This window comes from Kocuria sp. 2SI (assembly GCF_005502825.1).
GTDB lineage: Bacteria > Actinomycetota > Actinomycetes > Actinomycetales > Micrococcaceae > Kocuria > Kocuria palustris.
The window spans coordinates 87,050-113,411 of sequence record NZ_SCNB01000010.1 but is presented as its reverse complement, the minus strand read 5'-3'; the positions used below and the strand labels follow the sequence as shown (position 1 = coordinate 113,411).

General features: G+C 69.5%; 21 protein-coding genes. 13 read left to right on the top strand and 8 right to left on the bottom strand.

Going from position 1 to position 26,362, the window contains the following annotated elements; all coding sequences use genetic code 11:
• Positions 1 to 2,124 (top strand): excinuclease ABC subunit UvrB, encoded by a 2,124-nt coding sequence (uvrB, locus tag FFS25_RS07700; RefSeq protein WP_058870903.1) that lies wholly within the window; start codon positions 1 to 3, stop codon positions 2,122 to 2,124.
• A 227-nt stretch (positions 2,125 to 2,351) separates the two neighbouring features.
• Positions 2,352 to 3,668 carry a TerC family protein gene (locus FFS25_RS07695; protein WP_058870902.1) on the top strand — a complete coding sequence of 439 codons (1,317 nt, stop codon included), beginning with the start codon at positions 2,352 to 2,354 and terminating at the stop codon, positions 3,666 to 3,668.
• A 206-nt stretch (positions 3,669 to 3,874) separates the two neighbouring features.
• On the opposite strand, the gene FFS25_RS07690 is transcribed toward FFS25_RS07695, so the two are convergent.
• The 5 genes from FFS25_RS07690 to FFS25_RS07670 all read right to left on the bottom strand — a co-directional run bounded on the left by FFS25_RS07690 (position 3,875) and on the right by FFS25_RS07670 (position 9,113).
• Positions 3,875 to 4,441 carry a hypothetical protein gene (locus tag FFS25_RS07690; RefSeq protein ID WP_024290462.1) on the bottom strand — a complete coding sequence of 189 codons (567 nt, stop codon included), beginning with the start codon at positions 4,439 to 4,441 and terminating at the stop codon, positions 3,875 to 3,877.
• The gene (locus tag FFS25_RS07685) at positions 4,438 to 5,070 is read right to left on the bottom strand and encodes a transcriptional regulator (RefSeq protein WP_137802443.1); all 633 of its coding nucleotides are present in this window, start codon (positions 5,068 to 5,070) and stop codon (positions 4,438 to 4,440) included. The genes FFS25_RS07690 and FFS25_RS07685 overlap by 4 nt, the downstream gene beginning before the upstream one ends.
• 57 nt (positions 5,071 to 5,127) lie before the next feature.
• A complete protein-coding gene (locus FFS25_RS07680; RefSeq protein WP_058870900.1) occupies positions 5,128 to 7,737 on the bottom strand; it encodes a DEAD/DEAH box helicase in 2,610 nt (869 codons plus the stop codon).
• 71 nt (positions 7,738 to 7,808) lie between these two features.
• Positions 7,809 to 8,423 (bottom strand): flavin reductase family protein, encoded by a 615-nt coding sequence (locus tag FFS25_RS07675; RefSeq protein WP_058870899.1) that lies wholly within the window; start codon positions 8,421 to 8,423, stop codon positions 7,809 to 7,811.
• Positions 8,424 to 8,456: 33 nt separating this feature from the next.
• The gene (locus FFS25_RS07670; protein ID WP_058871108.1) at positions 8,457 to 9,113 is read right to left on the bottom strand and encodes an MBL fold metallo-hydrolase; all 657 of its coding nucleotides are present in this window, start codon (positions 9,111 to 9,113) and stop codon (positions 8,457 to 8,459) included.
• A gap of 186 nt (positions 9,114 to 9,299) precedes the next feature.
• Here FFS25_RS07670 and FFS25_RS07665 point away from each other — a divergent pair, with 186 nt between their 5' ends.
• The 11 genes from FFS25_RS07665 (at position 9,300) to secG (ending at position 22,765) form a co-directional block, all read left to right on the top strand.
• Positions 9,300 to 9,719, top strand: a complete 420-nt coding sequence (locus FFS25_RS07665) for a hypothetical protein (protein WP_058870898.1) — start codon at positions 9,300 to 9,302, stop codon at positions 9,717 to 9,719.
• A 73-nt stretch (positions 9,720 to 9,792) separates the two neighbouring features.
• Positions 9,793 to 12,768, top strand: coding sequence for an excinuclease ABC subunit UvrA (uvrA, locus tag FFS25_RS07660; RefSeq protein WP_137802442.1), 2,976 nt, complete (start codon positions 9,793 to 9,795; stop codon positions 12,766 to 12,768).
• Positions 12,765 to 13,490 carry a lysophospholipid acyltransferase family protein gene (locus tag FFS25_RS07655; protein ID WP_082676867.1) on the top strand — a complete coding sequence of 242 codons (726 nt, stop codon included), beginning with the start codon at positions 12,765 to 12,767 and terminating at the stop codon, positions 13,488 to 13,490. Before uvrA ends, FFS25_RS07655 begins: the two co-directional genes overlap by 4 nt.
• Complete coding sequence (gene uvrC / locus FFS25_RS07650) at positions 13,483 to 15,549, top strand: excinuclease ABC subunit UvrC (protein WP_058871105.1); 2,067 nt, start codon at positions 13,483 to 13,485, stop codon at positions 15,547 to 15,549. Before FFS25_RS07655 ends, uvrC begins: the two co-directional genes overlap by 8 nt.
• A 44-nt stretch (positions 15,550 to 15,593) precedes the next feature.
• Complete coding sequence (rapZ, locus tag FFS25_RS07645) at positions 15,594 to 16,514, top strand: RNase adapter RapZ (RefSeq protein ID WP_006213191.1); 921 nt, start codon at positions 15,594 to 15,596, stop codon at positions 16,512 to 16,514.
• Between the two features lie 45 nt (positions 16,515 to 16,559).
• Entirely contained in the window at positions 16,560 to 17,591 is a 1,032-nt protein-coding gene (locus FFS25_RS07640) for a gluconeogenesis factor YvcK family protein (RefSeq protein ID WP_235586717.1), read from the top strand.
• A gap of 155 nt (positions 17,592 to 17,746) precedes the next feature.
• The gene (whiA, locus tag FFS25_RS07635; RefSeq protein WP_058870897.1) at positions 17,747 to 18,724 is read left to right on the top strand and encodes a DNA-binding protein WhiA; all 978 of its coding nucleotides are present in this window, start codon (positions 17,747 to 17,749) and stop codon (positions 18,722 to 18,724) included.
• A 331-nt stretch (positions 18,725 to 19,055) separates the two neighbouring features.
• A complete protein-coding gene (gap, locus tag FFS25_RS07630; protein WP_058870896.1) occupies positions 19,056 to 20,060 on the top strand; it encodes a type I glyceraldehyde-3-phosphate dehydrogenase in 1,005 nt (334 codons plus the stop codon).
• Between the two features lie 241 nt (positions 20,061 to 20,301).
• A complete protein-coding gene (locus tag FFS25_RS07625; protein ID WP_137802441.1) occupies positions 20,302 to 21,522 on the top strand; it encodes a phosphoglycerate kinase in 1,221 nt (406 codons plus the stop codon).
• 112 nt (positions 21,523 to 21,634) lie between these two features.
• The gene (tpiA, locus tag FFS25_RS07620; RefSeq protein WP_058870894.1) at positions 21,635 to 22,450 is read left to right on the top strand and encodes a triose-phosphate isomerase; all 816 of its coding nucleotides are present in this window, start codon (positions 21,635 to 21,637) and stop codon (positions 22,448 to 22,450) included.
• A gap of 45 nt (positions 22,451 to 22,495) precedes the next feature.
• Positions 22,496 to 22,765, top strand: coding sequence for a preprotein translocase subunit SecG (secG, locus tag FFS25_RS07615; RefSeq protein ID WP_058870893.1), 270 nt, complete (start codon positions 22,496 to 22,498; stop codon positions 22,763 to 22,765).
• A 73-nt stretch (positions 22,766 to 22,838) separates the two neighbouring features.
• On the opposite strand, the gene pgl is transcribed toward secG, so the two are convergent.
• The 3 genes from pgl to zwf are packed head-to-tail and all read right to left on the bottom strand — an operon-like array spanning position 22,839 to position 26,196.
• Positions 22,839 to 23,606, bottom strand: coding sequence for a 6-phosphogluconolactonase (gene pgl / locus FFS25_RS07610; protein WP_058870892.1), 768 nt, complete (start codon positions 23,604 to 23,606; stop codon positions 22,839 to 22,841).
• The gene (locus tag FFS25_RS07605) at positions 23,603 to 24,655 is read right to left on the bottom strand and encodes a glucose-6-phosphate dehydrogenase assembly protein OpcA (RefSeq protein WP_058870891.1); all 1,053 of its coding nucleotides are present in this window, start codon (positions 24,653 to 24,655) and stop codon (positions 23,603 to 23,605) included. Before FFS25_RS07605 ends, pgl begins: the two co-directional genes overlap by 4 nt.
• Positions 24,652 to 26,196 (bottom strand): glucose-6-phosphate dehydrogenase, encoded by a 1,545-nt coding sequence (gene zwf, locus FFS25_RS07600; protein WP_058870890.1) that lies wholly within the window; start codon positions 26,194 to 26,196, stop codon positions 24,652 to 24,654. The genes FFS25_RS07605 and zwf overlap by 4 nt, the downstream gene beginning before the upstream one ends.
• Between the last annotated feature and the right edge of the window lie 166 nt (positions 26,197 to 26,362).

Below are 26,362 nucleotides of genomic sequence, written 5' to 3'. Positions count from 1 at the left end.
ATGAGTCTGGCCCAGGAGATCCATCGCGTCGTCGCCCCGTTCGAGGTCATCTCGAAGTTCAAGCCCGCCGGCGACCAGCCCAAGGCCATCGCCGAGCTGACGCGGCGCGTGGAGGACGGGGAGAAGGACATCGTCCTGCTCGGCGCCACCGGCACCGGCAAGTCGGCCACGGCCGCCTGGCTGATCGAGTCGGTGCAGCGGCCCACGCTGCTCATGGTCCAGAACAAGACCCTGGCCGCCCAGCTGGCCAGCGAGCTGCGGGAGCTGCTGCCGAACAACGCGGTCGAGTACTTCGTCTCCTACTACGACTACTACCAGCCGGAGGCCTACGTCCCGCAGACGGACACCTTCATCGAGAAGGACTCCTCGATCAACGAGGAGGTCGAGCGGCTGCGGCACTCGGCCACGAACGCTCTGCTGACCCGTCGGGACGTCGTGGTGGTCTCCACCGTGTCCTGCATCTACGGCCTGGGCACCCCGGAGGAGTACATCCAGCAGATGGTCACCCTGCGGGTGGGCGACCAGCTCGATCGCGACGACCTGCTGCGCCAGTTCGTGAACATGCAGTACGCCCGCAACGACATGGACTTCCACCGCGGGACGTTTCGCGTGCGCGGGGACACGGTGGAGATCATCCCCATGTACGAGGAGCACGCGATCCGCATCGAGTTCTTCGGCGATGAGATCGAGGCCATCTACACCCTGCACCCCGTCACCGGCGAGATCATCCGAGATGAGCAGGAGATGTACGTCTTCCCGGCCTCGCACTACGTCGCCGGAGCCGAGCGCATGTCCCGTGCCATCGGCCAGATCGAGGACGAGCTGCGGGATCGGCTGGAGGAGCTCGAGTCCCAGAACAAGCTCGTCGAGGCCCAGCGGCTGCGCATGCGCACCACGTACGACCTCGAGATGATGGAGCAGATGGGCTACTGCAACGGGATCGAGAACTACTCCCGCCACATCGACGGCCGCGCCCCCGGCTCCGCCCCGCACTGCCTGCTGGACTACTTCCCGGACGACTTCATGCTCATCGTGGACGAGTCCCACGTGACGATCCCGCAGATCGGCGGCATGTACGAAGGCGACATGTCCCGCAAGCGCACGCTCGTGGACCACGGCTTCCGCCTGCCCTCGGCCCTGGACAACCGCCCCCTGACCTGGGACGAGTTCCTGGAGAGGATCGGGCAGACGGTCTACATGTCCGCCACGCCCGGACCGTACGAGCTCGGCCAGGCGGACGGCTACGTCGAGCAGATCATCCGCCCCACCGGCCTGGTCGACCCGGAGATCGTGGTCAAGCCCACCAAGGGCCAGATCGACGACCTCATGGACGAGATCACCGCCCGCACCGAACGTGACGAGCGCGTGCTGGTCACCACGCTGACCAAGCGCATGGCCGAGGACCTCACCGACTACCTGCTCGAGCACGGCGTCAAGGTCCAATACCTCCACTCGGACGTGGACACCCTGCGCCGGGTGGAGCTGCTCTCCGAGCTGCGGCAGGGCGTGTTCGACGTCCTGGTCGGCATCAACCTGCTGCGCGAGGGCCTGGACCTTCCGGAGGTCTCGCTGGTGGCCATCCTGGACGCGGACAAGGAGGGCTTCCTGCGCTCCACCACCTCGCTGATCCAGACCATCGGCCGTGCCGCGCGAAACATCGACGGCCAGGTGCACATGTACGCGGACAAGATCACCGACTCCATGCGCACCGCCATCGATGAGACCAATCGCCGCCGCGACGTCCAGATCGCGTACAACAAGGAGCACGGGATCGACCCCACTCCGCTGCGCAAGCGGATCGGGGACATCACCGAGCAGCTGGCCCGCGAGTCGGAGGACACCCACGAGCTGCTGGCCGCGCGTGCCGGGGCCAGCGGCAAGCTGGCGCCCACCAAGGGCAGGCGGGACGAGCGCACCAAGGAGGCGGATGCCGAGGCCGCCAAGCTGCGCGAGTCGCGCTCGGACGTCCCGGCGGACAGCCTCGAGGACCTGGCCCAGCAGCTCACGGAGCAGATGAACCAGGCGGCCATGGACCTCAAGTTCGAGCTCGCCGCGCGCATCCGCGACGAGCTGCACGACGTCAAGCGGGAGATCCGCCACGTCCGCGAGGCCAGCGGATCCTGAGCACTGCCTGAGCGGCACAGCCGGATCGCAAGAGCTGCCTGTGTAAGATGCAGGTCAGCGTAGGGGAGTATCCGATCGCACTGTGCACGTCAGCACGCGGGGCGCCTAACCCCCGCCGGGTGCAGTGATCGGGCCGCCGTCGTTCAGCGCGCACAGCGCGCTGAACGGGTCGGGCCGATGGAGAGACTTGCGTTTCCGCCCCGATCTGCCATCGAGAGGACCTCCCCATGGATGTCTCACCCCTCGTCTGGGGGCTGACCATCGCCGTGATCATCGGCATGCTCGCCTTCGACTACTTCTTCCACGTGCGCAAGGCGCACGAGCCGCACATCAGGGAAGCCGCCATCTGGTCGGCGATCTACGTCGGAGTCGCACTGATCTTCGGCCTGTTCGTACTGATCGAATGGGGCGGGGTCTACGCCACCGAGTACTACGCCGGCTACATCACGGAGAAGGCGCTGTCGGTCGACAACCTCTTCGTCTTCCTGATCATCATGGCCTCCTTCAAGGTGCCGCGGGCTGATCAGCAGAAGGTTCTGCTCTTCGGCATCACCTTCGCCCTGGTGGCCCGCACCGCGTTCATCTTCATCGGCGCCGCGGCCATCAACCAGCTGGCCTGGCTGTTCTACATCTTCGGCGCCTTCCTCATCTTCACGGCCATCGGACTCATCCGGGGCGAGCTGTCCGGCGAGGACGACGACGAGGCGGACAACTTCATCGTCCGCACCGCCAAGAAGTACATGCACACCACCGACTACTACGACGGCGACAAGCTGTTCACCTACGAGAACGGCAAGCGGGCCATGACCCCCATGCTGCTCGTGATGGTCTGCATCGGCGGCACGGACATCCTGTTCGCCTTCGACTCGATCCCTGCCATCTTCGGCCTCACTCAGGAGACCTACCTGGTCTTCACCGCCGTCGCGTTCTCGCTGATGGGCCTGCGCCAGCTCTACTTCCTGATCGACGGCATGCTCGATCGCCTCATCTACCTCTCCTGGGGCCTGGCGGTCATCCTGGGCTTCATCGGCTACAAGCTGATCGTCCACGCCCTCCACGAGAACGATCTGCCGTTCATCAACGGCGGCGAGGCCGTGCACTTCCCGCCGGAGGTCACCATCGGCCAGTCGCTGTCCGTGATCGTCGGCGTCCTGCTCGTGACCGTCGTGGCCTCCTTGCTCAGCCCCAAGGGCCGCGCCCTGCGCGTGGTCGACGGCCTGCGCCGCGTGTCCAAGGAGTACATCGCCCTGCCGAAGGACGCCTCGGACGAGCAGCGCCAGAAGCTGGCCGCCAAGGGCGCCGCCCTGGTCGAGAAGATGCCGTCCATCAAGGACAAGCACCGCGACGAGCTCATCGATGACCACAGCGCCTACCAGGACCTCGTGGAGCGCGCCCGCGGCGCCCACCAGGAGTACGAGCGGACCGGCGAGGCGCCCAAGCCGGTGACCGTCCCCAGGGACACCGACGCCGTCCCCGGCACCTCGTCAGACAACGGCTCGGATACCGCCGCGAACGGCACCGGCAGCACAGCCGCTGATCAGTGACCGCCTGACCCGATGATCGGCGTCGCTGATCATCGGCCGCAGTGCCTGAGCGAAGACCCCGCCGCCCCTTCTGGGGCGGCGGGGTCTTTCGTCTGTCAGCTCGAGCAGGCTCGTGGATCCGAAGCACCCGGCTCGGCGAGCGCGATGCTCGTCAGGCGCGCGGCAGCAGGATCTGGAAGGGCTCGACTCTGCTGACGGGGCTGCACTCAGCCGACGGGGGAGACCAGCAGCACGAGACCGGCCGTGCCGGCGGCCCAGAGCAGCGAGGCGAGGGTGCCGATGATGAACTGCTCGCGCTGGCTCGGCGAGGTGAACTCCCCGTACCGGGCCAGGCCCTTGATCGCCACGACCACGGCGATGCCGGTCGCGTAGCCGCTGATCACGCACACGCTCACGGCGATGCGCTCGAGCACGCCGATCACGAGACCTCCGCGCAGCGGCGGGGCGTCCTGCTCCTCCTGCTCGGAGGGCTCCGGCTGCGGTGCGCTGAGCACCGGGTCCGCGCGCAGCTGCTCCAGGTGCTCCAGCCGGGCGCGCTCGGCGGTCTCCGTGTCCCGGGCGATCTCCAGCACGAGCCGCACCGCCGGATCGCCCAGCAGAGCACCGGCGACCGTCAGAGCGGGGGCCGACCACCACAGGGGGACTCCCTCGAGCAACCACCAGAGGAGAGTCGCAGCGAGCACGACCCCCGGCAGCCACACGGTCAGCGCCCCGCGCAGGCCTGCGAGCGATCCGGAGGTGAAGCGGGGCTCGGGGGAAGCCGCGGAGGTCATGAGACCAGCTTGGCTTCTGCGTCCATGCCGCGCTCGTGGGCCCGGCCCAGCAGATCCACGAGGACGGTGCGCGCCTCGGACTCCTCGTACCAGAGGGCGGTGCGCAGTCGTCGGGAGACGGAGGACTGATCGATGCCCAGCACCTGAGAGATCTGCTCCTGCGTCATGCCCTGATCCGCGTACCGGGACGCCTCACGGGCGGCGTCCGTGCGGCGCTGGCGCATGACCGACAGCAGCGCCAGCAGGGCGTCGGCGTCGTGAGCCGCACGAGCACTGGGGCGCGGCGCGCGCACCGCGGTGCGGCTGGTCAGCTTCTTGGCGGCTTCGACGGCGTCGCGGGCCAGGACCAGGCACGGCCCGGTCGCCTCGGCCACCGTCTCCGGCAGCGGCGTCTCCACCGGCCCCAGGCCGATCCCCACGTGCCAGCGGCCGGTCTCGGCCAGCTCCAGCGCGGCGGTCACCACTGTCTGCGGATCCTCGAACAGGGCCTGCAGCTCGTCGCCGGCGGAGATGCTCCAGGGGAGCACCGCCTCCGGATGCCGCTGGTTGAGCCGATCGCGCGCGCCCGCCATGTCCAGCTCGGCCCCCTCCGAGCGCGAGCGGCGACGATCGACCGTCAGTGCGTACATGATGTCCCCCTATGCGGATCTGAACGCATCATAGACCACTATGGTGCTGCAAGCGCATTATCTGCCAGTCTCGGTGATGGGGCCCACGTTGTCGACGCGCACCACGGGGAACCCGTCCTCGTCCGAGGCCGCCAGGTCGATCCTGGCGTTGATCCCGAAGTCGTGGTGGCCGTCGGGGTCGTCGAAGACCTGCTGGACGCTCCAGAAGCCGTCCAGGCCCTCGGGCCCCTCGTCGATGCGGATCAGTGCGGGACCGCGGGACTGGGCATCGGTGTAGATGTCCTGGTACTCGCCGAAGTAGGCGTCCATGGCCTCCGCCCAGCGGTCCCGGTCCCAGCCGGAGTCGCCGTCGAGGGCGCCCAGGACCTTCTCCTTCTCGTCGGCGAACAGCTCCACGCGCTGGAACAGCGCATTGCGCACCATGACCCGGAAGGCCCGGGGATTGCGGGTGATCGCTGGGGCCTGCTCCTCGAGCAGCTCCTCGACGGAGTCCTGCGACGTGCCGGCGGGGGAGCCGCCCTCGGTGAGCTTCTCCCACTCGTCGAGCAGGGAGTTGTCCGTCTGGCGGATGGTCTCGCCGAGCCACTCGACGAGGTCGTCGAACGGCTCGGTGCGCAGGTCCTGGGGCACGGTCTGGCGCAGCGCACGGTAGGCGTCCGAGAGATAGCGCAGCAGGATGCCCTCGGAGCGGGCCAGCCCGTAGTGCTGGACGTAGTCCCCGAAGGTCATGGCGCGCTCGAACATGTCGCGGACGACCGACTTGGGCGTCAGCTCATGCTGGGCGACCCAGGGGGCGGAGGTGCGGTAGGTCTCGAACGCGTCCTCGAGCATCTCTCGCAGCGGCATGGGCCAGGTGATCTCGTCGAGCTCGCGCATCCGCTCGTTGTACTCGAGCCCCTCGGCCTTCATGGTGGCCAGGGCCTCGGTCTTGGCCTTCTTCTCCTGCATGATCAGCACCTGGCGCGGACGGTCCAGGGTGGCCTCGATGACGGAGACGATGTCCAGCGTGTACTCCGGCGCCTCCGGATCCAGCAGGGTGAGCGCGGCCAGGGCGAACGGCGAGAGCGGGCTGTTGAGGGCGAAGTTCTCCTGCAGGTCGATCGTGAGACGGTAGCGGCTGCCGTGCTCATCCGGCTCGGGCAGCTTCTCGACGACCTCGGTGGCCAGCAGCTCGCGCAGGATCGACAGGGCGTCGCGGACCATCTGGCGGCGCTCCGGTGCCGGGGCGTCCGTGTGGGCGATCAGATGGGCGGTCGCCCGGACGGGGTCTCCGGGGCGCTGCAGCAGGTTCAGCAGCATGGCGTGCGTGATGTGGAACGACGCCCGCAGCGGCTCGGGCTGGGCCTCGATGAGGGTCTCGAAGGTCTTGCGCGACCACGCCACGAAGCCCTGCGGGGGCTTCTTGCGCGGGATCTGACGCAGCTTCTTCTCGTCGTCCCCGTGCTTGCGTCGCGCCTTCTCCAGCGCCCGCTTGTTCTCGATGTCGTGCTCGGGAGCCTGCACCACGACGGTGCCCTGGGTGTCGAATCCCGCACGCCCTGCGCGGCCTGCGATCTGGTGGAACTCGCGCGCATTGAGCCGCCGGGTGCGGTTGCCGTCGAACTTGGACAGCGCGGTGATCAGCACGGTGCGGATGGGGACGTTGATGCCCACCCCCAGGGTGTCGGTGCCGCAGATGACCTTGAGCAGACCGCGCTGGGCCAGCTGCTCCACGAGCCGCCGGTACTTGGGCAGCATCCCCGCGTGATGGACGCCGATCCCGTGGCGCACGAGCCGGTTCAGGGTCTTGCCGAAGCCGGCCGCGAAGCGGAAGCCGGCGATCATCTCGGCGACCTGCTCCTTCTCCTCCTTGGACAGCACGTTGACGCTCATCAGCGCCTGTGCCTGGTCCATGGCCTGCAGCTGGGAGAAGTGGACCACGTAGACGGGCGCCTGGTGCGTGCTCACGAGCTCGTCGATCTGCTCGTGGACCGGGACCTCCGAGTAGTAGTAGCTCAGCGGGACCGGGCGCTCGGCGTCGTCGACGACGGCGGTCTCCCGGCCGGTGAGCTCGCGCATCCGGTCGTCGAACCGGGTGACGTCGCCCAGGGTGGCGGACATCAGCAGGAACTGGGCCTGCGGCAGCTCGATCAGCGGCACCTGCCAGGCCCAGCCGCGCTGCGGGTCGGCGTAGAAGTGGAACTCGTCCATGACGACGGGCCCGAGGTCGGCGTCCGTGCCCTCGCGCAGCGCGATGTTGGCCAGGATCTCCGCCGTGCAGCACACGATCGGCGCGTCCGCGTTGACCGCGGAGTCGCCGGTGACCATGCCGACGTTCTCCGCCCCGAAGGCCTGGCACAGCGCGAAGAACTTCTCCGACACGAGCGCTTTGAGAGGGGCGGTGTAGTACGAGCGCTGTCCCCGGGCCATGGCCGCGAAGTGCGCGCCCATGGCCACGAGCGACTTCCCGGATCCGGTGGGCGTGGCCAGGATGACGTTGGCGCCGCCTGCGAACTCGAGCACGGCCTCGTCCTGATGCGGGTAGAGCTCGATCCCGGCCTCGGCGGCCCAGCCGTGGAACCCCTCGTAGATCTCGTCCGAGCTCAGAGGGTTGCGCGCGAAGTCACCGCGCAGATAGCGGGAGCCGGCGGCGGCGAGGGCGGGGGAGAGGGCGCTCAGCAGTGTCATCGTGGGCCAAGCCTAGCCAGGCCCGACGACAGCGCAGCACCGCCGCAGCCCGGTGCCCGCCGGTGCAGCACTCAGGCCTGCTGCGGCCGGTCCATCGCGTGGATGGTCCCCAGCTGCGCCCACTCGTTGCGCCCCAGACGGCTCATGGGGTCGAGCAGACGCGCATCCGGCAGCGTCCGGCCGCGGTCGTCGGTGCGCAGGACCGACTCGTCCACGCTCACGTGCACGACGCGTCCCAGGACCACGAAGCTGTCCCCGACCGGGATGACCTGCTCGCACCGGCACTCCAGGACGGCGGGGGAGCCGGCGACCGCCGGGGCGGAGACGAGCTGGGAGGGCAGAGCGGGGATGCGTGCGGCGTCGAACTCGCTGATCTCGGGCGCGTAGGGCGCTGAGGTCTGGTTCGCGGCCTCGCGCTGGGCGGCGCTGATGAGCGAGATCGTGAACTCGCCGGTCTGCTCGATCGCCCGCAGGGTGTCCTTGCGCCCGCTCGAGGTGAACAGCACGATCGGCGGCTCCTCGGAGGCCATCGTGAAGAACGAGTGCGGAGCGAGGTTGTCCGTGCCGTCGGCGTCGCGGGTGCCGACCCAGGCGATCGGCCGCGGGATCAACAGGGACTTGACCAGCAGCGTCGTCTCGCGAGCGCCGAGCTCATCCGGGTCGAAGGACCTGCGCTGGATCTCCATCTCAGCGGGCGGAGGCTGCGGACGGGCTGCGGCTCACCAGCCGCGCTCGCGCCACTCGTCCAGCGACGGGCGCTCCTGGCCCAGCGTGGTGGATTCGCCGTGGCCGGGGTGGATCACGGTGTCGTCGTCGAACCGGTCGAAGATCCGCTCGACGACTGACGTGTAGGCCTGCTGGAAGGCCTCCGGCGAGTTCGTCTTGCCGACGCCGCCCGGGAAGAGGGCGTCACCGGTGAAGATGCGCACCGGGCCCTGGGGGTCGCGGTAGACCAGGCCGATGGAGCCGGGGGTGTGACCCGGCAGGCCGATGACCTCCAGGTCGAAGCCCTCGAACTCGGCGACGTCTCCGTCATCGAGCGTCAGGTCCATCTCGACGTGGATGTCGTCCTCGTCGTCGGTGCCGCAGGCCGTGACGGCCTCGGAGCGGGACTTGACCTCCTCGAGCGCCCCGATGTGATCGTGGTGAGAGTGCGTGGTGATGATCATCTGCAGGCTGCCCGACAGCGAGCAGTCCGTGGAGCCGGCGCCCACGAGCCCGGCGATGGCGCGAGCATCGGCCGCAGCATCGATCAGCACCTGGGAGCCGTGCTCCTTGGAGGTGAGCAGGTACACGTTGTTCTGCATCTCGCCGACCACGATGCGGCGGACGGTGATCTCCGCCAGCTCGATGGCGGCGGTCTCGGTGACGTTCATGGCGCCCACTGTAGAGATTCTTCCGGCCCGCGGCACCCCGGCGTGGCACGTGACAGCACTGATGTGAGGCCCCTCTCACCCCTCGGCTGCGGAAGACGTGCCACGGGTCCGACCCCGATACCCTGGCGGCGGGCGCTGCCGCGCTCGAGACCGACCAGGCCGTCCGCCGACCCCCAGGAGCCCGCCGTGCCTCAGATCCTCCCGCCCGCCGACGAGGTCTGGGAGACGCGTCGTCCGCCGCGGCTGATCGTCCTGAGCCTCGCCTCGCTGCTGAGCTTCCTGGCCATGATCTACGTGCAGAGCCGCGACGCCGAGATCGTCGAGGCCTCCTCCCTGCCCGAGGTCCAGGGGATCGAGCCGGGCCCCTCGCTGACCACAGCCCTGGGCCTGACGATCCTCTACGTCGTGCCGCTGCTGATCTGGCTGTGGGGCCAGCACTGGATGCTGCACGTCATGGCGGTGCTGTGCTTCCTGGGGCTGGTGGTCTTCGCGCTGTCGGCGGCCACGGGCCTGCTGTGGAGCTTCGGGGTCGCGCTGCCGGCGATCATCGGGGTCTTCGTGAACGTGGGCTGGCTGCTGGTGGCCTACCGGCGCGGCCTGCACTGAGTCGCCTGGCGGGGCCTTCGCGGTGGGCTGATCCGTGCCTGCGGTGTCGGCTCCTGCCGATAGCATTCCGGACGTGTCCGAACGAACTCTCACCCCCAGCCAGCACGCTCCTGAGAGCCCCCGCAGCACCGCGCCCGGAGCCGACCTGAAGGAGATCGTGATCCGCGGCGCCCGCGAGCACAACCTCAAGGACGTCGACCTCACCATCCCCCGCAACTCCATGGTCGTGTTCACCGGTCTGTCCGGGTCCGGGAAGTCGTCCCTGGCGTTCGACACCATCTTCGCGGAGGGCCAGCGCCGCTACGTCGAGTCGCTGTCGTCCTACGCCCGCATGTTCCTGGGGCGGGTGGACAAGCCGGACGTCGACTTCATCGAGGGCCTGTCTCCGGCGGTGTCGATCGACCAGAAGTCGACCTCGCGCAATCCCCGCTCCACGGTCGGCACGATCACCGAGATCTACGACTACATGCGACTGCTCTGGGCGCGCGTGGGCCACCCCCACTGCCCGCAGTGCGGAGAGCCGATCACGCGACAGACCCCGCAGCAGATCGTGGACCGCGTCATGCAGCTGCCGGAGCGCACCCGCTTCCAGGTGCTGGCCCCCGTCGTCCGCCGTCGCAAGGGCGAGTTCGAGGACCTGCTGTCCTCCCTGATCACGTCCGGCTACTCGCGCGCCGTGATCGACGGCGAGCAGATCTCGCTGGACGATCCGCCCAAGCTCAAGAAGCAGATCAAGCACGACATCGAGGTCGTCGTCGACCGCCTGGTCATCAAGGAGGGCGCCGAGCGCCGCCTCACCGACTCCGTCGAGACCGCGCTGGGGCTGGCCGACGGCCGCGTCGTCATCGAGATCGTCACCCGCGAGGGGGAGGAGCTGCCGGAGGGCGTGGAGCGCCGGCACACGTTCTCGGAGCACCTGGCCTGCCCCAATGACCACCCCATCGGGGCCGCGGAGATCGAGCCCCGGTCGTTCTCGTTCAACGCTCCGTTCGGCGCGTGCCCGGAGTGCGACGGCATCGGCTCGCGCCTGGAGGCGGACGAGACCCTGGTCGTGCCGGACGAGGACCTCACGCTGGTCGAGGGCGCCATCCAGCCGTGGTCGCAGGGCAAGGCCCACAGCGACTACTGGAACCGCCTCATGGCGGGACTGGGCGAGGAGATGGGCTTCGATCTCGTCACTCCGTGGAAGGACCTGCCCAAGGCGGCGCGCAAGGCGCTGCTCGAGGGCAAGGACTTCAAGGTCACCGTCTCCTACAAGAACCGCTGGGGCCGCGAGCGCCGCTACACCCAGGGCTTCGAGGGCGTCTACGGCTACATCCGCCGCAAGCGGGAGGAGACCGAGTCGGACTCGGCCAAGGAGCGCTACGAGCAGTACATGCGCGTGGTGCCCTGCCCGGCCTGCGACGGCAAGCGACTGAACCCCACCATGCTCAGCGTGACCGTGGGCGGGCTGTCCATCGCCGATGCCACGCGACTGCCCATGCGCGAGGCCCTCGAGTTCTTCCAGTCGCTGGATCTCTCCACCCGGGAGGCGCAGATCGGCGACCAGGTGCTCAAGGAGATCCACGCCAGGCTGAACTTCCTGCTGGACGTCGGACTGGACTACCTGGACCTCGAGCGCCCGGCCGCCACGCTCTCGGGCGGCGAGGCCCAGCGCATCCGCCTGGCCACGCAGATCGGCGCTGGGCTGGTCGGCGTGCTCTACGTCCTGGACGAGCCGTCCATCGGCCTGCACCAGCGCGACAACAGGCGCCTGATCCAGACCCTGATCAAGCTGCGGGACATGGGCAACACGCTGATCGTCGTCGAGCACGACGAGGACACCATCCGGGAGGCCGACTGGATCGTCGACGTCGGCCCGGGCGCCGGCGAGCGCGGCGGCAGGATCGTGCACACCGGCGGCTACGACGAGCTGCTCGAGAACCGCGAGTCGATCACCGCCGACTACCTGGCCGGTCGCCGGGAGATCGCGGTGCCCGCTCAGCGCCGGCCGATCGACCGGAAGCGCATGCTCAAGGTCATCGACGCCAAGGAGAACAACCTGCGCGGGGTGGACGTCGAGTTCCCGCTGGGCGTGCTGACCGCGGTGACGGGCGTGTCCGGATCGGGCAAGTCCTCCCTGGTCAACGACATCCTCTACACCCGCCTGGCCAACGAGCTCAACGGCGCCAAGCAGGTTCCCGGACGGCACAAGCGCATCGAGGGCATGGACCAGCTCAAGAAGATCGTGCACGTGGACCAGTCGCCGATCGGACGGACCCCGCGCTCCAACCCGGCCACCTACTCCGGCGTGTTCGACCGGATCCGCAAGCTGTTCGCGGACACCCAGGAGGCCAAGATCCGCGGCTATCAGCCGGGCAGGTTCTCGTTCAACATCAAGGGCGGGCGCTGCGAGGCCTGCGCCGGCGACGGCACCCTGAAGATCGAGATGAACTTCCTGCCGGACGTCTACGTCCCGTGCGAGGTCTGCAAGGGCGCGCGCTTCAACCGCGAGACCCTCGAGGTCCAGTACAAGGGCAAGAACATCGCCGAGGTCCTGGACATGCCGATCGAGGAGGCCGCCGAGTTCTTCTCCGCCTACACGGCGATCGCCCGGCACCTGAACACCCTCGTGGATGTGGGGCTTGGCTACGTCCGACTGGGCCAGCCGGCCACCACGCTCTCCGGCGGGGAGGCCCAGCGCGTCAAGCTCGCCGCGGAGCTGCAGCGCCAGTCCCGGGGTCAGACCATCTACGTGCTGGACGAGCCCACCACCGGACTGCACTTCGAGGACATCTCCAAGCTGCTGCAGGTCCTGCACGCCCTGGTCGACAAGGGCAACACCGTCATGGTGATCGAGCACAACCTCGACGTCATCAAGACCGCGGACTGGGTCGTGGACATGGGCCCCACGGGCGGGTCGGGCGGCGGCACGGTCGTGGCCCAGGGCACCCCGGAGGACGTCGCCGCGTCGCCGGACAGCTTCACGGGCGAGTTCCTGCGGGAGATCCTGGACGGCGCCGTCATCGAGGGCCAGGCCGAGGCCGTCGGGGCGGGGGGCGCACGATGAGCGCGCTGGACAGGCTGCGTGCGGTCCCCGCGCAGATCGGGCTCTACCGCACCACGCAGCGTGCCGTGGCCGCCGCCTTCATGGTCCTGTGCCGCGCGCAGATCCGCGGCAAGGAGAACTTCCCGGCCGAGGGGCCGGTGATCGTGGCCTCGAACCACCGCGCGCTGATCGACAGCATCATCCTCTCCGCGATCTTCCCGCGACGGGTCTCCTTCATCGCCAAGGCCTCGCCGCTGAACACGCCGGGGATCCGCGGCTGGGCCATGCGCCAGGTCTACGAGCTGCTGGGCATCATCCCGGTGGACCGCTCGTCGCGTCGCGATGCGGCGGCCGCCATGGATCCGGCGATCGAGCTGCTCGAGGCCGGGGGAGTCTTCGGCGTCTTCCCGGAGGGCACCCGCTCCCGCGACGGACGCCTCTACCGCGGCCGCACCGGTGTGGCGCACGCCGCACTGAGCACGGGGGCTCCGATCCTCCCCGTCGCCCTGGAGGGCACGCAGGACGTCCAGCCGCTGGGGACCACGTGGCCGCGCCCGCGCCGGTTCACCGTGAGCGTGGGCGAGCTGATCGAGGTCCCGCGCGCCGAGGGCCGCCAGACCGGCAGGCAGCGCCGTGAGCTGACCGACCGGGTCATGGAGGCGATCGGGCAGCTGTCGGGCCAGGAGCGTGCGGAGACCTTCAACACCTCCACGACCTTGGAGGGGGATGCCCGGCGTGGCTGATCCGGCCTCCTACCGCCCCCAGCGATCCGAGATACCGCAGGACCCCGGCGTCTACCGCTTCCGCGACGAGACCGGGCGCGTCATCTACGTCGGCAAGGCCAAGAACCTGCGCAACCGGCTGTGGTCCTACTTCGCCCCGCCGTCCACGCTGGCCCCCAAGACCCGAGCCATGGTCACCACGGCCGCCGGCGTGGAGTGGGTCGTGGTCGGCTCGGAGATGGAGTCCCTGCAGCTCGAGTACACCTGGATCAAGCAGTTCCGCCCGCGCTTCAACATCGCCTACCGGGACGACAAGTCCTACCCCTACCTGGCCATCACGCTGGGGGAGGAGGTGCCCCGGGCCATGGTGACCCGAGGCGCCAAGCAGAAGGGCACCCGCTACTTCGGCCCCTACTCCCAGGCCTGGGCCATCCGCGAGACCCTCGACGCCTTGCTGCGCGTCTTCCCGGTGCGCTCCTGCTCCAAGGGCGTCTACCGCCGCGCCGAGCGCTCGGGGCGGCCCTGCCTGCTGGGCTACATCGGCAAGTGCTCGGCACCCTGCGTGGGGCAGATCTCGGTCGAGGACCACCGTGACCTGGTCGATGACCTCTGCCGGTTCATGGCCGGGCACGCCGAGCCGTTCATCCGCGAGCAGGAGCGGCTCATGAAGCAGGCGGCGGCGCAGATGGACTTCGAGACCGCGGCGGCCCGCCGCGACGACGTCGAGGCCCTGCGCAAGGCCTTCGAGCGCAATGCCGTCGTGCTCTCCGACGCCGTCGACGCCGACTTCTTCGCCCTGGCCGACGACGAGCTCGAGGCCGCCGTCCAGGTCTTCCACGTGCGCGGCGGACGCATCCGGGGCCAGCGCGGCTGGGTGACCGAGAAGGTGGAGGAGACCGATGCCGGGCACCTGCTGCAGGTGCTGCTGCAGCAGGTCTACGGCGAGACCGAGTCCGCCGCCGTCGAGCAGCGCGAGGTCCAGCGCGCCCGCGAGGCCGCGGAGGGCAGCCACCACCGTCCGCGCAGCGCCGAGATGGACTACCGAGAGGACGCCGTCCCGCGCACCGTGCTGGTCTCCCAGGAGCCCGAGGACCGCGAGCAGATGGAGCAGTGGCTCACCGAGCTGCGCGGCTCCCGGGTCTCCGTGTCCACGCCGCAGCGCGGCGAGAAGGCCCAGCTCATGCAGACGGTTCAGGAGAACGCGCGGCAGGCCCTCGCCCTGCACAAGTCGCGGCGCGCCGGGGACATCACCACCCGCTCCGCCTCCCTGCAGCAGCTGCAGGAGGCCCTGGATCTGCCCGATGCCCCCATGCGCATCGAGTGCTATGACATCTCCCACGTGCAGGGGAGCAACGTCGTGGCCTCCATGGTCGTCTTCGAGGACGGACTGCCCCGGAAGGCCGAGTACCGGAAGTTCTCCATCACGGGAGAGGCAGCCCGCGATGACACCGCCTCCATGTACGACGTCATCCACCGGCGCTTCCGCCGCCACCTCGAGCAGCAGCAGGAGCAGCAGGCCCCGCGCACCGGAGAGCTCGACCAGGAGGACCTGGCCGATGACCCCGCCCAGCGCAGGCGCTTCGCCTACCCGCCGAACCTCGTGATCGTCGACGGCGGCCCGCCCCAGGTCGCCGCGGCCGCCCGAGCCCTGGAGGATCTGGGCATCGACGATGTCGCCGTCGTCGGGCTGGCCAAGAGGCTCGAGGAGGTCTGGGTCCCGGACGACGAGTTCCCCGTGATCCTGCCGCGCGCCTCCGAGGCCCTGTACCTGGTCCAGCGCTTGCGCGACGAGGCCCACCGCTTCGCCATCACGTTCCACCGCGCCAAGCGCGGCAAGGCCATGACGGCCTCCGTGCTGGACGACCTCCCGGGCGTGGGTCCCGCCAAGCAGAAGGCCCTGCTCAAGCACTTCGGCTCCGTCAAGAAGATCAAGGAGGCCCGCGTCGAGCAGCTCGAGGAGGTCCCCGGCTTCGGCAGCGCCCTGGCGCTGAAGGTCTTCGCTGGGCTGCACGCCGAGCAGGACGGCTCCGAGGAGCCGCTGCCGGCCGTCGACATGGACACCGGCGAGATCCTCGACTGAGACCCCCGCGCGTCGGGATAGGCTCTGGAGCCAGGAGGCAGAACATGACGGAGAACACCCACTCGACCCCGGGCCAGGATCAGGCGCGCCCGGAGCGTCCGCGCACGGCCGAGCTGCTCGTGGTCACCGGTCTGTCCGGGGCGGGGCGCTCCACGGCGGCCAACGCCCTGGAGGACCAGGGCTGGTACGTCGTCGACAATCTGCCGCCGCAGATGCTGCAGACACTGGCGGATGTGGTCTCCCGCTCGCCGGAGGCCATCCCGCGCCTGGCGGTCGTGATCGACGTCCGCGGCAAGGCCCTGTTCGACGACATGCAGGACACGCTCTCGGCGCTGGAGGCCAACGGGGTCGAGTTCTCGATCCTCTTCCTCGAGGCCTCGGATGAGGTGCTGGTCGCTCGCTACGAGCACCAGCGCCGTCCTCATCCGCTGCAGGCCGGAGGCCGGATCCTGGACGGCATCGCAGCCGAGCGCCGGCTTCTCTCGGCGCTGCGCGAATCCGCCGACGTCGTGCTGGACACGTCGTCGTTCAACGTCCACGGCCTGTCCAAGGCGGTCGCGGATCTGTACTCCACGAACGGCCCCGTGGTCCTGCGCCTGACCGTCATGAGCTTCGGCTTCAAGTACGGCGTGCCCGCCGACGCCAACTACGTCGCCGACGTCCGCTTCATCCCGAACCCCCACTGGGTGCCGGCCCTGCGCCCGCGCACCGGACGGGACAAGGAGGTGCGCGACTACGTCTTCCAGGGCGACGGCGCCCGCACGTTCGTGGAGCGCTTCACCTCCATGCTGGAGCCGGTCTTCGAGGGCTACCGCACGGAGAACAAGCACTATGCGACCATCGCGATCGGCTGCACCGGTGGCAAGCACCGCTCGGTGGCCATGACCGAGGAGGTCGCCAAGCGGCTGTCCAAGCTGCCGCGCGTCGTCGTGAACGTCGAGCATCGGGACGTGGGCCGCGAGTAGGCCGCTGCCCCGACCCACGACCGCCACGATCACCTGGACCGCACCATGACCGAGAACCGACTGTTCGACGTTTCTCCGCAGGGACGCTCGCCGCAGAGCCCCCGCCAGGGCGGCGCAGCGCCGCGACCGCGGCGCCAGAGCGGCCGCTCCGTCGTCGCCCTGGGAGGCGGCCACGGCCTGTCCGCCTCGCTGTCGGCGCTGCGCCTGCTGACCAAGCGACTCACCGCCGTGGTCACCGTCGCCGACGACGGCGGCTCCTCAGGTCGGCTCCGCCAGGAGCTCGACGTCCTTCCCCCCGGCGACCTCCGAATGGCGCTGTCGGCGCTGTGCGATGACTCCGACTGGGGGATGACCTGGCGCGACGTCATGCAGCACCGCTTCGACTCCGGGCCGGAGCGGCTGAGCTCGCTCGACGGCCACGCGCTGGGCAACCTGCTGATCGTGACCCTGTGGGAGCTGCTTGGCGATCCCGTCGAGGGCCTGCGCTGGGCCGGCGCCCTGCTGGAGGCCGAGGGCACCGTGCTGCCCATGTCGCTGACTCCGCTGGTCATCGAGGGCGAGGTCCCGGATGACACCGCCCCCGACGGCCTGCGCACCGTCACCGGCCAGGTGGATCTGGCGCGCGAGCCGTACATCCGCGACGTCCGGCTCCTGCCGGTCGACGCCGAGCCGTGCCTGCAGGCCCTGAGCGCGATCGAGTCCGCCGACTGCGTGATCCTGGGCCCGGGCTCGTGGCACACCTCGGTGCTGCCGCACCTGCTCATGCCGGAGATGCGCCAGGCGATTCGCGACACCGAGGGCATGAAGTTCGTGACCATGAACCTGTCCCGGGATTCGGAGACGCAGGGTAAGACGAGCGCACAGGAGCTCGAGATCCTGCGCCACTACGCCCCGGACGTCGGGATCGACGCCGTCGTGGCCGATCCGAGCTCCGTGGAGGACCGCGAGGCCCTGGAGCGGGCGGCGGCGCGGATGGGCGCGATCGTGCACTTCGCCGATCTGCGCCGGGCTGAGGGGCTGTCGATCCACTCGCCGCTGAAGCTGGCGGCGGCGTATCAGGAGGTCATGGAGCGCTGAGCCGCTGCCGCGACCGCCCTGGTCGCACCGGGAACGATGCACCGTCGAATGGGCGGTGAGCAGGGGCTGCCGCTATGGTGTCCCGGTGCCTCCCACGCGCTTCGGGCTGACGCGCGCCGGAGCACCCCCACAGCTTCTGCACCGAAAGGAATCTGATGTCCCTCACGGCATCGGTCAAGGAGGAGCTCGCCCGCACCGAGGTCACCAAGGCCTCGGAGCGCCGCGCTGAGCTCTCCGCCGTCCTGCGCTTCTCCGGCGGCCTGCACATCGTCTCCGGGCGCATCGTCATCGAGATCGAGCTGGACACGGCTGCGGTCGCCCGGCGCATGAGGTCCATCGTCATCGAGGAGTTCGGCCACGCCTGCGAGCTCGGCGTGATCTCCGGCGGAGGAGGACTGCGCCGAGGCAGCAACTACGTGCTGCGCGTGGCACGGGACGGCGAGGCCCTGGCCCGCCGCACCGGCCTGCTGGATGCGCACGGACGACCGGTGCGCGGGCTGCCTCCGGTCGTGGTCAACGGCTCGGTCGGCGATGCCGCCGCCGTGCTGCGCGGAGCCTTCCTCTCCCACGGCTCGCTCACAGAGCCCGGGCGCTCCGGTGCCATGGAGTTCACCTGCCCCGGCCCCGAGGCGGCTCTGGCGCTGGTGGGTGCGGCCCGTCGCCTGGACGTGATCGCCAAGGCGCGCGAGGTCCGCGGCGGCGACCGGGTGGTGATCCGCGACGGAGATGCGATCGCCGCGCTGCTGACCCGCATGGGCGCCCATGACTGCCTCATGACATGGGAGGAGCGGCGCATGCGCAAGGAGGTCCGTGCGACCGCCAACCGCCTCGCCAACTTCGACGACGCCAACCTGCGCCGCTCGGCGCAGGCAGCCGTGGCCGCTGGCGCGCGCGTCGAGCGGGCCATGGAGATCCTCGGCGACGACGTCCCCGAGCACCTGCGCATGGCCGGCGAGCTGCGCCTGGCCAACAAGCAGGCCTCCCTGGACGAGCTGGGGCGCCTGTCGGATCCGGTGCTGACCAAGGACGCGATCGCCGGGCGCATCCGCCGACTGCTGGCCATGGCCGACCGCCGCGCCGAGGAGCTGGGCATCGCCGGGACCGAGGGCGGGGAGCCGGGCGAGCGCGCCTGAGCCGGAAGGCGACCTCCGGGCCGCCTCCATCGGCCTGAATGTTGGTTTGTGTGTGTTTTTGCGCAGAGGGCGCCCGAGGAAGTCGAGCTTTTCTCTGCGATCCTCTGGGCAACTGCGGTCCATGCCACTAGACTGGAGGGGACGAGAGGCTGAAGGGCCCGGAACGGCAGCGTCGATCCGGGAGCGCCCGGACGGACGTGCGAACAGTTGCGTTCCCTCGGAAGCCCACTCAACCTCGAGCGATCAGATGTGCGCCCGGCTCTGAACCGCTGGGGCGGACTGGTCGCGCACTCGTCGAACGACGTCACCTCAGACAAGGAGATCGATCGCAGTGACCATCAAGGTTGGCATCAACGGCTTCGGCCGCATCGGACGCAGCTTCTTCCGCGCAGTCCGCGAGCAGGGCGAGAACATCGAGATCGTCGCCGTGAACGACCTCACCGAGGCGCAGACGCTGGTTCACCTGCTGAAGTATGACTCCATCAACGGCCGCTTCCCGGGTGAGGTCTCGCTCGAGAACGACACCCTCACCGTGGACGGGCACGAGGTCAAGCTGCTGGCCGAGAAGGATCCGGCGAACTTGCCCTGGGGCGAGCTCGGCGTGGACATCGTCGTCGAGTCCACCGGCTTCTTCACCAACGGAGACGCTGCCAAGGCCCACCTGGAGGCCGGCGCCAAGAAGGTCGTCCTGTCCGCTCCGGGCAAGAACATCGACGGCACCTTCGTGTTCGGCGTCAACGCGGACTCCTACGATCCCGCCACGCAGAACATCGTCTCCGGCGCGTCCTGCACCACGAACTGCCTGGCTCCCATGGCCAAGGTCCTCAACGACGAGTTCGGCATCGAGCGCGGCCTGATGACCACCATCCACGCATACACCTCGGATCAGCGACTGCAGGACGCCCCCCACAAGGACCTGCGCCGCGCCCGTGCCGCCGCCCTGAACATGGTCCCCACCACCACCGGTGCGGCCGCGGCCGTCGGCCTGGTGCTGCCGGAGCTGCAGGGCAAGCTGGACGGCTTCGCCGTGCGCGTTCCCACCCCCACCGGCTCGCTGGTGGACCTCACGATCGACGTCGCCAAGGACGTCACCGTCGAGTCGGTCAACGCGGCCATGAAGAAGGCCGCCGAGGGCTCCATGAAGGGCATCATCGAGTACAGCGAGGATCCCATCGTGTCCAAGGACATCGAGGGCTACCCGGTCTCGACCGTGTTCGACGCCCCGCTGACCAAGGTCATCGACAACCAGGTCAAGGTCATCGCCTGGTACGACAACGAGTGGGGCTACACCTCCCGCCTGGTCTCCCTGACGAACCTGGTCGCCTCCAAGTTCTGATCAAGCCTCTGCACGACCGCCTGCTCGGCCCCGGCCGGCACCTGGTCGTGAGGCACCTCGCGCGCGGGGCACTGCAGCTGTTCGCTGCGGCGCCCCGCGCTGTCGTCTGCGCACCCGCGCACCGACATCCGAGCTGTAACCGCCGTTCCGCCCGCGCACACGGGATACTGGAGGCAGTCCGCGGCGGACCCGCCGGACCCCGCGCGGGCACCGCCAGAAGCCACAAGAAGGGAACACCGCCATGGCCAAGTCACTGGATGATCTGCTCGCCGAGGGCGTCTCCGGACGCCGCGTCCTGGTCCGCTCCGATCTCAACGTGCCGCTCGACGGCTCGACCGTCACCGACGACGGCCGCGTCCGCGCCTCGCTGCCCGTGATCACCAAGCTCTCGGAGGCCGGCGCCCGCGTCATCGTGTGCGCCCACCTGGGCCGCCCCAAGGGCCAGGTCGACCCCCAGTACTCGATCGCCCCGGCTGCCCAGAAGCTCGCCGAGCTCTCGGACCTCGACGTCCAGGTCGCCTCCGATGTCGTGGGCGCGGACGCCCAGGCCAAGGCCGAGGCACTGAGCGACGGCCAGGTCCTGGTCATCGAGAACGTGCGCTTCGATCCCCGCGAGACGTCCAAGGACGGGGCCGAGCGCCAGCCTTTCGCCCAGGAGCTCGCTGCCCTCACCGGTGAGAACGGTGCGTTCGTGGGCGATGCCTTCGGTGCCGTGCACCGCAAGCACGCCTCCGTCTACGACGTCGCCAAGATCCTGCCGTCCTACCTGGGCGATCTTGTCAAGACCGAGGTCGACGTCCTGACCAAGGTCGTCTCGAATCCCAATCATCCGTTCGTGGTCGTCATGGGCGGATCCAAGGTCTCGGACAAGCTCGCCGTGATCGAGAACCTCATCGGCCGCGCCGATCAGCTGCTGATCGGCGGCGGCATGGTCTTCACCTTCCTCAAGGCGCAGGGCTACTCGATCGGCTCCTCGCTCGTGGAGGACGATCAGCTCGACACCGTGAAGGGCTACCTCGATCGCGCGGCGGGGGAGGGCACGGAGATCGTCCTGCCCACCGACATCGTCTACGCGGCCTCCTTCAGCGCCGACGCCGAGCACGAGGTCCGTCCCGTCGAGGACATCGAGGGCGGCTCTATCGGCGACTCCGGCATGGGCCTGGACATCGGACCGGACTCCGCCAAGGCCTTCGCGGAGGCCATCCGCGCCGCCAAGACGATCTTCTGGAACGGGCCCGCGGGCGTGTTCGAGATGGAGGCGTTCTCCGGCGGCACCCGGGCGATCGCCGAGGCGCTGACCGAGGGCTCGGGCATGTCCGTCATCGGCGGCGGCGACTCCGCAGCCGCCGTGCGCACGCTCGGCTTCTCGGACGACCAGTTCGGACACATCTCCACCGGCGGCGGCGCATCCCTGGAGTTCATCGAGGGCAAGGAGCTGCCGGGCGTCGCCGTGATGGGCTGATCCGCCCCCGCTTCATCGCCGCCGTCGTCGTGCCGAGCACGGGCTCCGCACGACGACGGCGGCGCACCACCGCACCGACAGGCCCCGTGGGCCGCACACGAAGGAGACTCGCATGACCTCGCAGACCAATGGCGCATTCGATCGCACTCCGCTGATCGCCGGCAACTGGAAGATGAACCTCGACCACCAGCAGGGCGTGGCTCTGCTGCAGAAGCTGGTGTGGACGCTGCAGGACGCCAAGCACGACTTCGACCGCGTCGAGGTCGCCGTGTTCCCGCCTTTCACCGACCTGCGCTCCGTGCAGACCGTCGTGACCGGCGATGACCTGCCCGTGCGCTTCGGCGGCCAGGACCTCTCCGATCAGGATTCCGGCGCCTACACCGGCGACATCTCCGGGGAGATGCTGGCCAAGCTCGGCTGCACGTACGTGCTGGTCGGGCACTCCGAGCGCCGCACGATCCACGGCGAGACCGACGAGCAGTGCCTGGCCAAGATCGAGGCCGCCCACCGCCACGGCCTGACCCCGGTGCTGTGCGTCGGCGAGGGCCTCGAGGTCCGCGAGGCCGGCCAGCACGTGGAGCACACGCTGGAGCAGGTCCGCGGCTCGATCAAGGGCCTGCCGGCCGAGAAGGTCGCCCAGCTCGTCATCGCCTACGAGCCCGTGTGGGCCATCGGCACCGGCAAGGTCGCCGGACCGGAGGATGCCCAGGAGATGTCGGCGGCTATCCGCGCCGAGCTCGAGAAGCTCTACGACGAGCAGACCGCCCAGTCGACCCGCATCCTCTACGGCGGCTCCGTGAAGTCCAAGAACGTCGCAGAGATCCTGCGCGGCAAGGACGTCGACGGCGCCCTGGTCGGCGGTGCCAGCCTCGATGCGGATGAGTTTGCTAGCATTGTGAAGTTCGAGCAGCACCTCACGACCGACTGATCTCGCTCGGTCGGCTGCCCGGACCACGATTTCAGAGGGAGATCCATGGAGATCCTGCAAGACATCCTGCTGGGGATCATCGTCCTCACCAGCGTTCTGGCGGTCGTCCTGGTCCTGCTCAACAAGGGCAAGGGCGGCGGACTGTCGGACATGTTCGGCGGCGGCATGACCCAGTCGCTGAACACGTCGGGCGTCGCGCAGAAGAACCTCGTGCGGCTGACCACCACGGTGATCATCGTCTGGGCTGTGTGCATCGCCGCCTACGGCATCTCGATGCGCTTCGTGGAGACCGCGGGTTCGACCGCCGGACTCTGAGCCGCAGTCGCCGCAGACAAGAGGCCCTGCCTCCCCGAGAAGGGGAGGCAGGGCCTCTTTCCTGTGCTCCGTCTCAGCCGCGGCCCTCGGGAAGGGCGTCGGGCGTGCCGTAGAGGCGCGTGCTGACGGTGCCCCGGGCACCGCAGGCCGGCGTCTGCTCGAGCGGACCTCCGGCCAGCAGGCGGCCCACGGCCTCGGTCTTGTCCTCGCCGGCCACCACGAACCACACGTGGGCGGCGGTGCGGATCAGCGGCAGCGTCATGGACACGCGCAGCGGGGGCGGCTTGGGGGAGTCGTGGACGGCCACCACAGTGGCCTCCTCGATCTCCAGCTCCGGACGCCCCGGGAACACCGAGGCCACATGGCCGTCCGGGCCCACGCCCAGCAGGGCGATGTCGAGGGGCGGAAGCCCGCCGGTGCCCTGATCGGCGGCCGCAGCGCGAAGCTCGTCGAGGTAGTCCTGCGCGGAGTCCTCCGGCGTGGAGAACTCATCGGCGCTGCCGATCACATGGACGTTCTCCGGCGGCAGCTGCAGTTCGGGGGCCGCGGCGGTCACGGCGTCCATGGCCTGCTGCACATTGCGCTCGGAATCGCCGCGGGGCAGGAAGCGCTCATCCGACCACCAGAAATCGATCCGGGACCAGTTCAGGTCCTGCTCCGTGGTCCGCGAGGCCGCGGCCAGAGCAGCGACTGACTTGGTGCCCATGGTCCCGCCGGTGAGGGCGATCGAGGCGCGGCCGCGCTGCTGCTGGGCCTGCGCGAGGACCGCGATCGCCTCGCGGGTCACCAGGTCGGCGAGCTCGTCCTTGGACGAGGCGGTGCGGATCTCGGGTGCGCTCATGACCGCTCCTCCGTGAGGTGCTCCTGCTCGGCTGCCTCGGCGTCGGCCTCCTGGCCGGAGACCCACAGCTGATCCGTCGATTCTGCGGGATCCGCGAATCCGGACCCGGCGGGGGACTGCCCGGCCTGGAACAGGGTCTCGAAGTCGACCACCGCGCGCAGGACGTCGCCGTAGACCTCATCCGGGTCCAGGCGGCGCAGCTCCTCGGCCAGGCAGGCGCTGAGGGTCCGGTGCGGCAGGGCGACCGTCTGGTCGTGCTGACCGGGCTGGCTCAGCGTGGCCAGGGTGTCGCCGGGGCGGTCCAGGACGATCTCGCCGTCCTCGCGGACCAGGCGGACCGTGTCCAGGCCGTGCTCGCAGCGCTCCGAGTGCTCCAGGCGCACGGGGCAGTCCAGCCGAGAACCCAGCCAGGACCCCAGCAGCCGGACGCGGGAGGAGTCCTCGGCGCCGGTGATGACGACCTCGACCATGGGGCTGGGCGGGGCCTGCTCGTAGGCCGCAGAGAGCTGGACGCGCCACATGGTCAGCCGCGTCCAGGAGATGTCGGTGTCGCCGGGACGGTAGTTGGCCGCCAGGTCTGCCAGCGTCTGCACGACGTCCTCCGCGGTGGTGGAGTCGGTGATGCGGCGGTGGGCGATCCGGCCGATCGACGACGCGGCGGGGCTGACCGGCACCCGATGCGGCCACCAGGCCACGATAGGGGCGTCCGGCAGCAGCAGCGCCGAGACCAGGGTCTCGGACGGCTCGGCGAGCTCGCCGTAGCCGTGCAGCACGACGACCTCCGAGGCACCGGCGTCGCCGCCGGCGCGGACCTGGGCGTCCAGGCGCGTGGAGTCGTTCACGGAGTGCGCCACGTGCATGATGATGCGGCACGGGTGCTCGTGGGAGGCCTCGATCGCGGCATCCAGGGCCTTCTCGGAGTGCCCGGCTTCGGCCACGATCACGAGCGTGAGGACGCGGCCCAGGGTGACCACGCCGCTCTCCTCGCGCAGGCGCTGCAGGGTCTTGTCGACGTCTGCGGTGGTGGTGTTCTCGAGGGTGATGATCACGGTCGCCTCCAGGTCCTTCCTTCTCGCTGCATCAGCCGGTCCGCCGATGCGGGTCCCCAGGAGCCGGGGGCGTAGGTCTCGGGGCGCACGTCATGGGCGGCCCAGTACTGCTCGAACGGGTCGAGGATCTTCCAGGACAGCTCGACCTCCTCGTGATCCGGGAACAGCGGCGGCTCGCCGAGCAGCACGTCCAGGATCAGGCGCTCGTAGGCCTCGGGGGAGGACTCGGTGAACGCATGGCCATAGCCGAAGTCCATGGTGACGTCGCGGATCTCCGACTGCGTGCCGGGGACCTTCGAGCCGAAGCGGATCGTCACGCCCTCGTCGGGCTGGATGCGGATCACGACCGCGTTCTGACCGAACTCCTCGGTGTCGTGCGGGGTGAACAGGCGGTTGGGGGTGCGCTTGAAGATCACGGCGATCTCGGTGACGCGCCGGCCCAGGCGCTTTCCGGCCCGCAGGAAGAACGGCACGCCCTGCCAGCGGCGGTTGTCGACCTCGAGGCGCAGCGCCGCGAAGGTCTCCGTGCGCGAGTCCGAGGGGATGTCCTGCTCCTCGAGGAAGCCCTTGACCTCCTCGCCGCCCTGAAGGCCCTCGCCGTACTGGCCGATGGCCGAGGACTCGCCGAGGTCGTCGCCGAGCACGACGGCCGAGAGGACCTTGGCCTTCTCGTAGCGCAGCGCACGGGCGGTGAAGCTGCCGGGCTCCTCCATGGCGGTCAGCGCCAGCAGCTGCAGCAGGTGGTTCTGGATGACGTCGCGGGCCGCGCCCACGCCGTCGTAGTACCCGGCGCGGGTCCCGATCCCGATCGACTCCGCCATGGTGATCTGCACGTGATCGATGTGGTCGGCATTCCACAGGGGCTCGTACATGGCGTTGGCGAAGCGCATGGCCAGGATGTTCTGGACCGTCTCCTTGCCCAGGTAGTGGTCGATCCGGAAGATCGCGTTGTGGGAGAACACGCTCTCCACGATCGAGTTGAGCTCCTTGGCGGATTCGAGATCGTGGCCGAAGGGCTTCTCGATGACCACGCGGCGCCAGCCCTCGGCCTCGGGGTTCTCCGCCAGGCCGTGCTCGGCCAGCTGCTGGCACACGAGCTCGAAGGCCTTGGGCGGGATCGAGAGGTAGAAGGCGTGGTTGCCCCGGGTGCCGCGGTCCTCATCGAGCTCGGCGAGGACCTCGGTCAGGCGGTCGTAGGCGGCGGAGTCGTCGAACTCGCCCTGCACGAAGCGCAGGCCGGCGGCGAACTGCTGCCACACGGTCTCCTGGAACTCGGTGCGGGCGTTGGCCATCACCGATTTGCGGGCGTAGGCGGCGAAGTCCTCGTGGCTCCACTCGCGGCGTCCGAAGCCGACCAGCGAGAACGACGGCGGCAGCAGGCCCCGGTTCACGAGGTCGTACATGGCGGGCAGCAGCTTCTTGCGGGCGAGATCGCCCGTCACGCCGAAGAGCACGAGGGCCGACGGTGCGGCAACGCGGGCGAGGCGGCGATCGCGGGGATCGCGCAGCGGATTGGTCGAAGGAGGTGCGGAATGCGGCACGGGGCTCCTCTGGAGAGCAGGGCTGGGGTGCGGGCACGACGTCGGGTGCGCTGAGCATCCGAGGACGTCGGGCGGGGATGAGACTACTCCTGCCCGACGACGGCCGAGCGGCGACGGCGGGGGAGCAGCGCGAGAACGCGGCGAGAGCCGGGTCCGGCGTGCGCGG